Genomic DNA, 12487 nt, shown 5'->3' with positions numbered 1-12487 from the left:
TCAGGACTTCGTCATATTAAGCCCGAGAGCTCGATTCTGACGCAGATATCGAGCCTACAAGTACTGAGTACGTTCTAACCCGCCGCAGTCAGCTCATCCCGCACCGCCTTGGTCAGCCGCACGTACTCACCCGTGTCGGGATTGCGGATCCAGGTACGCGGGCCGGCCTTCGGAAGTCCCCGGGCTGCGAGCGTCCTGGGGTCCGGCCGGAACCAGTTGGTCACCCGGATGTCTTTGACGACGTGGACGATGTCCGGTTGTCCGGCGGGCGGGACCGAGGCCAGCGCGCCACCGATGTCGGCCGCGGTAATGGGATCTGAACCCCATAGGTTCACCGCGGCGACGGCGACCGGGCCCATAGCGCCATCCACCTCGTACAGCACGGCTAGGTCTACCTCGGGCAAATCGCCGAGTGCGTCGGCGACCTGGATCGGGTAGACGGGACCATGCTCGGTGTGGACGACCGAGCTCGCTGAGCCGAGCAGCCAGAAGTCGCCGTCCCTGTCACGCTCGAAGATGTCATTGGTCGACACCCACGTGTCGCCGGGGCGGAACACCCCACGGAGTTGGCGCACGGAAGCGTCCAATCCGACCCTGGGCCGGGTGAGAAGGACGCCGGGTGCGTCGACCTCACTGGGTACGGCGAAGCCATCGGGGCCGGCGAGGATCGCGCCGGTGTCGGAATCGACCTCGACGAGACGCACGTCGGCGGTGCCGGGCAGTGGGCGTCCGCGCGCGCCCGGCTTGGAGGTGGTGAGGTTGGCCAAGACCACATCGGACTCGGTGCCGGCATAGAACTCAAGGACCCGCGTGCCCGGGTAGCGGTCCAGGACCCGCCGCCACAGCCCACGGGGCATGCCTGACCCCATGAAGAGTGAGAGTGTCGGGAGCGTCTCGCGCGGATGCACCGGCCGGCGCACCAACTCGCGCATCATCGCCCAGGTGTAGGACACCACCGTCACGCCGTAGCGGCGGATCTCCTCGTCGAAGGTCGCCGGATCGAAACCGCGGGACAGCGCGATTCGGGCTGCTCCCGCCACGGCACCGCCGACGGTGGTGAGCAGCCCCGATGGGTGGTGGAGAGGGCTGAGGCAGTAGACGGTGGACTCGGTGGTGAGACGCGCGGCGCTGGCGGTGCCGAACGCGGACGCCGCCCACCGGTGGTTGGTGACGAGCTTGGTCTGCCACGTGCCCGTGGAGCGGGTGAAGAACACAAAGGCCAGGTCGCCCCCTCGGCCGGGGTTCGGCCGGTACCAGCGGGGCAACTCGACCGCCTCGGGGTCGATGCGCTCGAGGTCGACGACGTCCTCGCCGAGGTCCGCGGGCAGGTCGCGCTCACCGCCACCACCGCCGAGCACGAGCGCCCGCGCTCCGGCATCGGTGGCCTTGGACGCGTGCTCGGGGTCGGCGACCACGTCGGTCACGGAACTCAGCTGGAGAAGTTCGGGCAGTGACTGGGACGGGGGCAGCAGCACGGCCACGGCACCGAGACGCGACAGCGCGGCGATCGCGACCAGCGCCGAGGGGCGCGTCTCCATGACCACGCCGACGTGGTCGCCCTGGCGCACGCCGACCGTGATGAGGCCCTTGACCACGTTCGTGATCCGGGTGTCAACGGCCGAGTACGTGTGGACGCGGTCGGAGAACAGGAAGCACGCGTCATTCGGCTGGTTCCGGGCGCGTTCGCCGATGATCTTGGCGAACGAGATCCGGGTCGCGGGCTGGATCTGCCCCAGCCGGATGAGACGCGGTGCCGCGCGCACCGCCTCGTATCCGACGGCTCGCGTCGTCTGCAGGGCGCCCAAGGCGAGCTGCCCCGCACCGCGCACCACGCCGACCCCGAGTCCGGCGGCCTGGAACGCCCCGTCCGCCGCGAGCATGATCGCTTTGGTGGGGGAGGAGTCGACGACGGTGTCGGGGTCGACCTCGGTGACGCCGTCCGGTGGAACCCCTCGGTCTTCGATCCAGTCGATCCAGTGAACGACGGTGGGCCACGTCAGCGAGGCGGCGGTCGAGCCCACGACGAGGCCGAAGTGCCCGGCGCGGACCGAAAAATCGTAGACATCGGCCGCGGGAGCGACGGACGCGATCTTGCGGACGCCGGCCGGGACGCCGATTTCGTCGACCTCGCCGAAGACGGCGAGGACCGGACAGGTGATGTCCGCGAGTGAGACAACATGGTCGCCGACGACGAATCCACCGACCATCATCCGGTTCTGGATGACTACCTGTTGCATCATGTCGACGATCGCGGGCCCGGACCAGGCCACGAATCCCTCGCCCCCGATGAAGCGGCGCTGTCGCTCGTGGCCGAGAAGCGCGTCGCGGTCATGGAGTTGGCGCAGGAAGTCCACCTGCGAACGGGCGGTCTTGATCGGGTCGAGCAGGCGGAAGGCTGCCGAGGCCAGCCACCCGGGCAGTGGACGTTCGTTGAAGACGTAGTCGGCGACAAGGCGCGCGATGGTGACGACCACCTGCTCGGGAATGCCGAGCGGGGCATTGGCGCGCCAGTCGACGGGGGAACCGAACGTCACGATGCTCTCGAGGTCGCGTGAGCGTCGGTAGGCCGCAGCCTGGTAGCAGAACATGCCGCCCTGGCTGTACCCACCGAGATGCACCGAGCGGCCGGTGGCCGCGGTGGCGAGGTCGACGGCGTCGCTCACCGCCACCACGTGGTCGGTGAGGGTGCGTTCGAGACCGCCGGTCTCGAGGTCCGGGGCACCGAAGTCGACCACCCACGGGTCCATGCCTGCCTCGTGCAGTGCGGCCACTGCGCTGGTCGAGGGGGACACGTCCCAGACTTCCGCGGAGATCATCATCGGCGGAACGAGCACGATCGGCGGCCGCGGCACCTCGTCCTCATCGATGTGGACGCCACTATGCCCAGCGTCCCCCGCCGCCGGCGGGTAGTAGCGGCGCAGTCGGAACATCGGGCGCCGTGCGACGATCTCGAACGGAGACTGCTCTTCGTCTGTCTGAAGGCCGCCGAAACGCAAGACCTCGACCGCGTTGAGAACGTAGGACGTCGCGGTCTTGAGTGCGGCCGAGACGATGTCAGGGGTGGGAGGCATGGTGAGTCCGAGGGTAGAGGGTGCAGCACGGGCACCGAGAAGATCCAGCGGATAGCTCCGCGACTTGCGGCTGTCCGCCCCCGCCGGGCCGATCTCGTCGTCGCTCGCATCCCCGCTACAAAGCCGGGATCCTTCAGCATGGCCAGACCCACTTAGACGCTTCTCCCGAACGAGTGTCTTACTGAGAAGCTACTCTCCACCAATGGCCTCTCTTAATAACTCGCTTATCCCAAACTGGGTGCCCGATCCCGCTGTCGCCACGTGGGCAGATCAGCAGGGCTTCGGGCCGGCGACCCAGATGTCTGACAAGTCGCTCAGAGCTCTAGCGAAAAGGCGGAGCGGTAAGCCGGCGGGTCTGTACATGTGGGAGGGTGAGGCCAACGAGGTGTACGTAGGAATCTCGAGCACGTCGGTGGTGTCGAGGCTGCGGCAGCACGTCAAGGACTATGATCACGCGAATATACAGTCGTTCCGATATATGCCAGAATCTGCGAACACGGCAACCTTGAGGGCGGCAGAGCGCGAACTGATCTACGACCTCTGCCGAAACGGGTTCACCTGTTTCAACCGAGAGCACAGCGCGGTGATCTACGGGACGTCCGTCTTAGACGAGCTCGTCTCGGTGGAGGAACAGAAGGCATGGTTCAACAGCCCTGCGGAAGCCAATCTCGCTGATCTTCGGTCTGGCGAAGCCGATCGGTCTGTCCTCGGCGGAAAATCGGCGGAGGTGCGCTCGAAGGTCAGGTTCGAAGAGCTTTCTTCGCACCCTGAGTTCGAGTCGATTCTGGAAGCGCTTGCGACGTATCTGCACGGGTGCGTGCTCTTCCCGAGGCGCACGCAGGGCCAGTTCTGGTCCCTGTCTTGTCTCCCGAGCCTGAGAATGGGAGGCGGAGTCAAGCGTCTGGTGACGCTCAATATGGGGATGCTCGAGGTCTTTTACCTCAACGAGTTACCGGGCGGGAGGCTGGAACTCGGTGTCGCGACGGACAGCACCGTACTTCCGGCCCGCATGACGTGGTGGGCACTGAAGCATCGCGGTGCGTCGATGGCTGGTCCCGTGCACAAGTCCTCGGGACCCAACGCGGAGTATCTCATCTTTAAGTCCCCAACTGCGTTCGTGAAGGCGATGAAGAAGTCGGACAAGATTCGCTCCGCAGCGGCGAGGTACTCCCTGGACAGAACTCGTAGGGGGCGGGTTTCTGGGCGGTACGCCGATGCGCACAACGGGTTGCTGGCTGGGGCGGCGATCGACCGGGCGGCTGGAATTGGCTTGCCGACTGTGGGTCTGCGTGATGCCCTCGGTGCCGATGACGAGTAGTTGCTCGTAGCCGACTGAGCCGGCAAGGCAGCACCTGGTAGGGGATTGCAAGACGCACTCGCTGGCTTCGTCGTCGTCCCCCACACCCCGTCGACCACAACCCACCGCTCAAAAACTGGAACCTGTTATAGACACCCGTCAACTCGGGCGTATCATGATTGACGTGACGACCCTCACCTCATTCCCTCGCCTCTTGTCGCCCGGCCGCATCGGCCCCATGGAGACACCCAACCGCATCGTGCTGCCCGCCATGGACATGAACGTGTCCGAGGACGGCGAGATCGAGCAGCGGGAGATCGACCACTACGTCGCCCGCGCCGCCGGCGGCGCCGGGCTGATCATCACCGGCGCGTGCGCGATCGCGTTCCCGGTGGGCGCGGCGTCGTTGAAGGAGCCGGGGCTGTCGGATGACAAGTACATCCCGGGCCTCAAGGCGCTGGCCGACGCGGTGCATGCGGCCGGGTCCAAGCTGTGCGTGCAGTCGACGCATCACGGCAAGGTCGCGCGCGTGGACATCGCCAACGACCGCCCCCTCATCGCGCCGAGCACCCCGGATTACGACTACGACTACTCCGCCCTGGCCGACAGTACGGGCGAAGAGTTGGGTCGGATGGGCGCGGCGACCGGCGGCAAGAAGACGGTCTACAAGGAGATGGACCACGACGACATCGCGTGGCTCATCAACACGTGGGCCGACGCCGCCGAGCGGATAGCCAAGGCCGGCGCGGACGCGATCGAGATCCATGTGGCGCACGGCTACATCCTGGGCGTGTTCCTCAACCGTCGCGACAATTTGCGCACCGATGAGTACGGCGGGTCGCTAGAGGATCGGGCGCGGCTGGCGTGCGAGGTCATCGCCGCGGTCAAGGAGCGGGTGGGGGACACGCTCGCCGTGCTGGTGCGCGTGTCCGGCGAGGAGTACGGCCAGGACGGCGGGCTGACCCTGCCCGAGGCCACCGAGGCCGCGGTGCTGTTCGAGCGCGCGGGCGCCGACGCCATCCACGTGACCGGCTGGGGCCGCAACCCCTTTGATAACTTCACCGACGGCCCCCTCCCGGACACGATCGGCGCGTACGTGGACAACGCCGCGGCCATCAAGAAGGCCGTGTCGATCCCCGTCATCGCCGTGGGTCGCATGTTGCCGGAGGTGGCGGAAAAGGCGATCGACGACGACAAGGTGGACTTCGCCGCCATGGGCCGGCAGTTGCTCGCCGATCCGAACCTGCCCAACAAGTTGGCCGCCGGCACGCCGGAGCGCGTGCGCCCGTGCATCAACTGCTACCTCTGCGTGGCGGAGAACTTCTTCGATGACACCCCGTTCTGCGCGGTCAACCCGGCGCTGGGTAACGAGACCCTGCTGCCGCTCACGCCCGCACCCAAGCGCGAGCACGTCGTGGTGGTGGGCGCCGGACCCGCCGGCCTCGAGTCGGCCCTGGTCCTGACCGGGCGTGGGCACCGCGTCACCGTGCTGGACAAGGCCGACCGTCTTGGCGGCACCATGTGGTTCTCCACCCTCACCACGCCCGACAATGAGCCGCTCATCCGCTTCTTCGAGGCTGAGGTGAAGCGGCTGGGCATCGACGTGCGGTTGAACACCGAAGCCACGGTGGAGTCGATCCGTGCCCTCGGCGCCGACCGCGTGATCGTGGCGACCGGCGCGAAGCGTCCGGCCCCGGCGATTCCGGGCGGCGACCTGCCCCACGTGCACACGGGCGACTCGCTGCGGGCCACCATGCTGGGCACCGCCACCGCCGACGAGGCCGGGGTCTTCCTCCGGACGGTCGGCAAGCTGGGCCGGCTGTCGACCATCACCAAGCGCCCGTCGTGGATTCGTCGCTTGACCAAGATCGCGCTGCCGATGGGCAAGAACGTCGTGGTGATCGGCGGCTCTCTCGTGGGGCTGGAGTTGGCGGAGTTCCTCGCCGAGCGCGGCCGCAAGGTCACCCTCCTCCACGAGTCCCAGCAGCTCGGGCTGCCGCTGGCCATGCCGCGTCGTTGGACCGCGGTGCGCCACGCCAAGGAGCACGGCGTCGACATCCAGCGCAACGTCACGGTCTCCCACATCACGGACTCGGTCGTGGCTTGGGCCGACCGTAAGGGCCGCGCTCAATCAACCCCCGCCGACATGGTCATCTACGCCGACGGCACCACCGCCGCCGCGCCACTGGCGGACGAGCTGCGCGCCGCCGGCATCGACTGCGAGGTCATCGGCGACGCCGGCGAAGTGGGCTACATCCACGGCGCGATCCACTCGGCGTGGAAGGTTGCGGCTGTCGGCTGAGCGTGCGAGATGGCCCCGCCTCGAGCTGATCGTCGAGGTCGGCTAAGCGTCGTCGATCAGCGACAGGACCGCGTCTCGAAGGCGAAGGTCATTACGTTCGAGCCCGTCGAGCACGCCTGAAAGGCTGACATCCGTCTGCGCGATTCGCGAGATCCCTTCGCCGGTCGGGGCCTGAAGGGTGATGAACACCCGGGAGTAGTCCGGGTCGTCGAGCGGTAGGGGAAGGCGGGCGTTTTCCACCACCGCAGTGGGGCCGAACTCGAGGAAGACCGCGGGCAGTTCGTCGCGCCGCTGCAGTTCAACGCACCACTCCCATTGCCCGACGAACCTTGTTGCCACCTTATCGATCGTCCCGTGACTGAGAGACGCATTGAGCTGGTCTGTGAGCACTGTACGGGCGAAGGTTCGCAGCCTGTCCTTGACCGATGCGAGCGTTGCCCGGCTGTCTTCAAACTGCCGCCGAGCGTGCTCCGCCACGAGATCCGCGAACTCCTGGGCTGCTCGCTCCTGGGGCCGGTGCCCATATCGCGCGGACTCTCCGGTCTCGCACATCGTCTTGATGAAGCGGATTTGCTCGTCGACGTTCACTGCGGCTGGACCTTCCACGAAGTGCTCGATCATTTGGCGGAGGAAAAAGTGTTGGTCAGGGTGGCGATCCTGCCATTGCCGATCGCCGTCAACGTGCGCGTGCAACTCTGTGAGCAGATCGGCGTAGGTGACGACAATGGCTTGCTCCCAACCGTCACGAAGGCGGTGGATGTCGTGCCTGTGACAGAGCAGCACGACCGCCGCCGGTCGTCCGCCCGCGGTTCCGTGGGCGAGGTAGCGCTGGTAGTCGTGCCCGTGTCCGTCGGAGGTTTCGAAGTTCTCCACCACCACGGCTGCATCAGGCCGGGAGAGCACGATGTCGGCGATGTCCATGACTGCGCCAGCCGGGATCTCATCACTTGCTCGTGTGTCGACCTCCTGGACAACCCGGTATCCAGAGTCCGGCAGCGTGCCTTGTACGGGGAGCGCAGCATTGATGCGGGCGAGAAATATTCGCTGGAAAGTGTCTTCGAGACCGTGGGTCGCATCAGTGGTCAGCAACCAGGCGAAGACGTTCGAGAGCTGCTTCTCGTGGGTGCCGTGGTGCATCACCCGGAAGATGTTGAACTGCTCGGCCAAGCTCTTCGAAAGCGAGGGCAGGAGAGCCGTGACGAAGCCGCCCATGCTCGTCGAGTGAGGAGACATGGCCCGATGCTATGTCGAAGCAATGGGGCTGGCGCGGGAGGCGATCTCCCCGTCGTCATCAGAAACTTCATCCGAGTAGCCCCCGCTGTGCCCCGCCCGGCCGCAATTACCGCTGGTGATACCGCAACGATGCGCAGCTACTCGTCTATCGATTTGGAGCTTCGAACGGTCGCACGTACTGTCGGTGAAGCAATCGACGCGGGGTGGAGCAGCTCGGTAGCTCGCTGGGCTCATAACCCAGAGGTCGCAGGTTCAAATCCTGTCCCCGCTACACATTCACTCAAGCCCGGTTCCCTGTTGGGGGAGCCGGGTTTGAGTGCTTTCCCCGCCCCGGGCCCCGATCTACCAACGAGCGGAGGCGGTCAGTGCTGGGCAATTAGAGACGACTGCGGCACGCGCGCTCGCGCGGGAGGTCGACGACGGCCTGTGACCTGGGGTGCCCTGCACGGGGCGTTCAGGGCGCCCCTGGTCAGCGGCCTGGCGCTACCCCGCGACGATGAACCACCCCCAGAGCCCGGCGGCGGCGACCGCAGCGAAGGACACTATCGCGGCGAGTGCAGTAGCGAGGGTCGCCTGTCCCTGCCGATTGCCACGGATTCTTATCACCACGACGCCGACGAGAGCCCCGAGTGCCATCGCCGGGAAAACCGGGGCGCTGACGTTCGCGGCCCCGTGAGTAGCGATCTGCCACGCCGTCCACGCGGTCGTGAGGAGAAAGAGGATCCCGTAGGTGCCCGCGAGCGCCGCGAACGTCTTCTTCCTCAACGCTGTGTCTCCTCCGGTCGGGTCCATGTCTGTGTGACGCTAACAGCGCCAGGTCGGTGCCTTCCGACAATGCGGACGGATCGCGAGGGAGTACTCCTCGTCGTCGTCGCCCATTCCCGACCCCGTGCCCGCGGGCGCGAACCGTGTGGCTCGGCTGCCCTCCCAGGGCCAGTGGGACGACATCGCGGTCGCCCAGGGCGCGCGTGCGGTAGATGGGTGTGGAATCGGCGGAGTGCACCGCCGCGGGCACGGGTCGACATCCAGCGTCGTGTGAAGAACAGCGGTGGCGAGGTTGAATGCGCCCACGGGTCTATCCATTCTGCTTGCCGCTGTGCCTGCCGACTGATGGCCTCTTCTGAGTTAAGGGACGTCGGCTCGAACAGCGGCTTCTATAGTGCGGCAATGGGACCCGACGATTACCTTGAGAAGTCCCCGGACTCTGGACGAATGGGTAAGGCGGCGGAGCTGCTCGTCGCCGCCACATGCATCCTGCAGTCCCGCGCGAAGCTCAACGTGTCGACGTCGATCATCGACGACGAGGGCGTCGACCTGGTTTTCCACCTGCGCGAGCACACCGCCACTCTGGCCGTCCAAGTGAAGGCGCGAATGTCGGATGGGCTTGTGGTGCAACGCGGCCGTTTTCAGGCTGTTGTCCGCGACTCGTCCTTCTACCCACGCAGCGACCTGGACATGCTGTTCGTCTACGTAGACGTGACGCGGGGGTCGATCGCGCAGTCGTGGATGGTGCCGAGCCCCGTTTTCGAGGCGAACACGACTGTGAACGCACGGGGTCGGCGCGTCTTCTCGGCTTCGATGTCCGCCGAGAGTGGCGACAAGTGGTCGAAGTACAGGCTCGCGGAAGGCGAGTTGGCTCCCCGGGTGGTGCAGCGTCTGGAGTCAAGCGACCTGTGACTGCCCGGTGGCGATTCCGGCGACGGAGGCACAGGCGGTAGAGCGCATGGGTCTTCCGTCAGCAAATGCAGCCGATATCCTGAGGCTATGACGAGCACCGCCCCGACTCCCGAATCGCTCGCCTTGCGTGAGCTCATCGAGGCGCGTCGAGACGAGTTCCGAGCCCTCCTTGCCAAGTACGCTGCGACGAATCCGATGCTGTTCGGATCAGTCGCCCGCGGTACTGCGAATGGCGGGAGCGACGTGGACATCCTGGTCGATATGGACCCAGCCGACGGCAACCTCCTCATGCGAGCCTCTGGCTTGTTGGAAGAAGTTCGTATGCTCTTCGGTCGCGAGGACATCGACATCTTCCCCGAGCAGTTGCTCAAGCGACCTATCGCGGACGTAGCGCTGAGGCAGGCGTCGGCGTTGTGACGCTGCGCGCCCGGCGAGAACCTACGAGCTGAGAACGACCAACTGCTGCGTCGCTCGCGTCATCGCCACGTAGTGGTCGACTGCACCGGTGACGCCCGAGCCGAACGAACCCGGGTCGACAAGGACCACCAGGTCGAACTCGAGGCCCTTGGCCTGCGCGGGGGTCAGCGAGCGGACGCGGTCGGATCCGTTGAATTCGGAAACGGTAGCGCCGGACCCGCAAATAATGCCGACCGTGCCCTCGGAGTGGGTAGCGAGCCACCCGTCGATCACGTGCTGGAGATCCTCGACGTGGCCGTACTCGACGGGGATCCCGCTGCGGCGCACCGATTCGGGGACGTTGGCGTCGGGACGGACCGACCGGATCACGGGTGCAGCGGCCTCCATGACCTCGGCGGGGGTGCGGTAATTGATGCTCAGATGCACGGAAGTGATGCGGGCAGGGGAGAGGCCAATGCGCTCCAGCCGGCCGGGCCAGGACTCGTCGAAGTCGCGGCGGGACTGCGCGCGATCGCCGACCACCGTGAGGCTGCCCGACGGGCAGCGGCGCAGGATCATCCGCCACTCGGCATCGGTGAGCTCCTGAGCCTCGTCGACGATGATGTGTCCGAACACGCCCGCGAGGCGGGACACGCCAGCAGTCGGGTCGTCGTCGGTCGACGGGTCGAGCAGGGATTCCTGCAGATCGGCGTGGCGGAGCATGGGGGAGACCCCCTCGGGATCGTCATCGGCGGCGATGAGGTCGTCGATCACCCGCTGGCGCCTTGCGAGTTCTGCGGATCGCTCGGCCCGGTGACGCTGCGTTCTGCGCTTCCGGTCGGCATCACCCAGCCGGTGGTGGGCCGCGTCCAGGAGCGGCAGGTCCGCGGTCGTCCATGAGTCGGCCGCGGGTCGCTGAAGGAGTTGCAGCTGCTCGGTGGTCAGCCACGGTGCGCACAGGCGCAGGTACGCCGGGACGGTCCACAGGTCCCCGACAAGATCGGTGGCGTTGATCATCGGCCATGCCCGGTACAGGGCACGGTGCAGGTCCGGGTGTGCTGCGAGCTCTGCGCGGAGGATGTCCGCCGGCACGCCACCGCCTGCACTGTTATGGAGGGCCCGGTCAACGAGGATCTCGGCGAGCGTTTCGCGGATCTGCGGGTGAGCTTCGTTGTGTGGTGTGCCGTCCTCCACGGAGGCGAATGCCTCGGCCCAGTCGGCCGGCGTCAGGCGCAGGTCCAGCCACTCGGTCTGCATCACCATCGACTGCTCGGGCGGCTGCTCGTAGAAGCGCACCGCGGCCTCGATCGTCTCGACCATGCGGAGCTCTGACTTCAGTCGGGCGACCTCGGGATCGGGTTCGTCGGGCAGTCCGCCGGGCGGTGCCGCGATCGTCCCGCCGAGCGCGGCGACGCCGAGATCGGCCACGGTCGCCGTCTGCACGCTGTGCTCACCGAGGGAGGGGAGTACATCCGCCACGTAGTCCAGATACGGCCGGTGCGGCCCGACGAGGAGCAGGTTGCCGCGCCGCAGCCCCTCACGGGACTGCGCGTGCAGCAGATACGCCGCCCGGTGCAGGGCCACGACGGTCTTGCCGGTGCCGGGCCCGCCGTCCACGATGAGGGCTCCCCGGGAGTCCGCGCGGATGATGGCGTCCTGATCGGCCTGGATCGTGGTGAGCACATCGCGCATTCGGCCGGTCCGCGCCTCGGACAAGCTCGAGACGAACGCCGAGAGGTCGTCGGGGCTGACGTGAGCGAAGACCTCGTCGTCGTCGCCAAAGACCTCATCCCAATAATCCACGATGCGCCCGCCCGACCACCGGTACCGCCGGCGATACGTCACACCCCTCGGATCGGCGAGCGTCGCGGCGAAGAACGGCTCCGCGGCCGGGGTGCGCCAGTCCACGAGGAGGGGAGTGCCGGCCGCATTGGTGAGGCCGATGCGGCCCACGTGCACCGGCGCGGCCTCGGCTGCGGTGGGGCTGGAGTCGGCGGGGTCTGACATGGCCACGGCGTAGTGACCGATGCACACGTCCAGCCCGAAGCGGCGCAGTGTGGCGAGCTCGGCGACGAGGCTTCGGATGTCGGCGTCGCGCTCGATGGTCTGCGCGCCCCGGCCTGCGGGGTCGCGGCGGCGCACGTCCAGACGGGCGGACAGCAACGCGACCTTCTGGTCGAGGGCGCGGGAGACGGTGGCGAGGTGGCGGTCGTCGTCGGCGATGTGCGCCGGGGCAGCCTTGTGGGCGAGGTGATCGGGGAGGGCGAAGATGCGGCGTGCCTCGGGGGACATGGCGCCAGTGTGCGCCCCCACCGGGGTCTTGCCGCAAGGCCCCCTACCAGCTATAACTTGAAAAGGGGAGGGGTTTCCGGCAGGAGTCTGGTTGTCTGAAGGCTGCCAGATCGACGCCGCGCCTCGCAGTGGCTCGCCCTCACGCTTGGCGTCAATCACGCTCTCGACATCGACCGGCCGGATGGTCACGGTCTCAGGGTGGTCACTGGGTCTATACTC

8 protein-coding genes and 1 tRNA gene are annotated in these 12487 nt (G+C 66.9%); 5 read left to right on the top strand and 4 right to left on the bottom strand.

Translation table 11 applies throughout. The features are described from left to right. Positions 1-74: 74 nt before the first annotated feature. Positions 75-3071, bottom strand: a complete 2997-nt coding sequence (locus AC3DE3_RS03635) for an AMP-binding protein (RefSeq protein ID WP_488368980.1) — start codon at positions 3069-3071, stop codon at positions 75-77. A gap of 202 nt (positions 3072-3273) precedes the next feature. On the opposite strand from AC3DE3_RS03635, the gene AC3DE3_RS03630 reads away from it, so the two are divergent. Together AC3DE3_RS03630 and AC3DE3_RS03625 are read left to right on the top strand one after the other, a co-directional pair. Then, the gene (locus AC3DE3_RS03630; RefSeq protein ID WP_488368979.1) at positions 3274-4389 is read left to right on the top strand and encodes a hypothetical protein; all 1116 of its coding nucleotides are present in this window, start codon (positions 3274-3276) and stop codon (positions 4387-4389) included. A 154-nt stretch (positions 4390-4543) separates the two neighbouring features. Further along, positions 4544-6670: an FAD-dependent oxidoreductase gene (locus tag AC3DE3_RS03625; protein WP_488368978.1), complete on the top strand. Its 2127-nt coding sequence runs from the start codon at positions 4544-4546 to the stop codon at positions 6668-6670. A gap of 42 nt (positions 6671-6712) precedes the next feature. Here the strand turns inward: AC3DE3_RS03625 and AC3DE3_RS03620 are convergent, their stop codons facing one another. Then, on the bottom strand, positions 6713-7903 hold the full coding sequence (locus AC3DE3_RS03620; protein WP_488368977.1) for a PD-(D/E)XK nuclease family protein: 1191 nt from the start codon (positions 7901-7903) through the stop codon (positions 6713-6715). 197 nt (positions 7904-8100) lie between these two features. Between AC3DE3_RS03620 and AC3DE3_RS03615 the strand changes: the two genes are divergently transcribed. Continuing rightward, a tRNA-Met gene (locus AC3DE3_RS03615) sits at positions 8101-8174 on the top strand. A gap of 212 nt (positions 8175-8386) precedes the next feature. Here AC3DE3_RS03615 and AC3DE3_RS03610 read toward each other — a convergent pair. Continuing rightward, positions 8387-8695 (bottom strand): hypothetical protein, encoded by a 309-nt coding sequence (locus AC3DE3_RS03610; RefSeq protein WP_260488147.1) that lies wholly within the window; start codon positions 8693-8695, stop codon positions 8387-8389. 375 nt (positions 8696-9070) lie between these two features. Here AC3DE3_RS03610 and AC3DE3_RS03605 point away from each other — a divergent pair, with 375 nt between their 5' ends. Beyond that, a complete protein-coding gene (locus AC3DE3_RS03605) occupies positions 9071-9580 on the top strand; it encodes a hypothetical protein (protein ID WP_260488145.1) in 510 nt (169 codons plus the stop codon). Positions 9581-9667: 87 nt separating this feature from the next. Next, a complete protein-coding gene (locus tag AC3DE3_RS03600; protein ID WP_260488143.1) occupies positions 9668-9997 on the top strand; it encodes a nucleotidyltransferase family protein in 330 nt (109 codons plus the stop codon). Positions 9998-10018: 21 nt separating this feature from the next. Here the strand turns inward: AC3DE3_RS03600 and helR are convergent, their stop codons facing one another. Continuing rightward, positions 10019-12268, bottom strand: a complete 2250-nt coding sequence (helR, locus tag AC3DE3_RS03595; protein WP_488368976.1) for an RNA polymerase recycling motor ATPase HelR — start codon at positions 12266-12268, stop codon at positions 10019-10021. Positions 12269-12487 lie beyond the last annotated feature (219 nt).

The sequence above is a fragment of the Dietzia sp. IBK-p2-16D genome, assembly GCF_057773085.1.
Note: the sequence above shows the minus strand (reverse complement) of the source record. Positions and strands in the feature narration are given on the sequence as shown.

What these genes read in the sequence shown, in the direction of transcription:
- AC3DE3_RS03635 (WP_488368980.1), bottom strand. Translation starts at nt 3,071, where the DNA reads ATGCCTCCCACCCCTGACATCGTCTCGGCCGCACTCAAGACCGCGACG.
- helR (WP_488368976.1), bottom strand. Translation starts at nt 12,268, where the DNA reads ATGTCCCCCGAGGCACGCCGCATCTTCGCCCTCCCCGATCACCTCGCC.
- AC3DE3_RS03625 (WP_488368978.1), top strand. Translation starts at nt 4,544, where the DNA reads ATGATTGACGTGACGACCCTCACCTCATTCCCTCGCCTCTTGTCGCCC.
- AC3DE3_RS03610 (WP_260488147.1), bottom strand. Translation starts at nt 8,695, where the DNA reads ATGGACCCGACCGGAGGAGACACAGCGTTGAGGAAGAAGACGTTCGCG.
- AC3DE3_RS03620 (WP_488368977.1), bottom strand. Translation starts at nt 7,903, where the DNA reads ATGTCTCCTCACTCGACGAGCATGGGCGGCTTCGTCACGGCTCTCCTG.
- AC3DE3_RS03630 (WP_488368979.1), top strand. Translation starts at nt 3,274, where the DNA reads ATGGCCTCTCTTAATAACTCGCTTATCCCAAACTGGGTGCCCGATCCC.
- AC3DE3_RS03605 (WP_260488145.1), top strand. Translation starts at nt 9,071, where the DNA reads ATGGGACCCGACGATTACCTTGAGAAGTCCCCGGACTCTGGACGAATG.
- AC3DE3_RS03600 (WP_260488143.1), top strand. Translation starts at nt 9,668, where the DNA reads ATGACGAGCACCGCCCCGACTCCCGAATCGCTCGCCTTGCGTGAGCTC.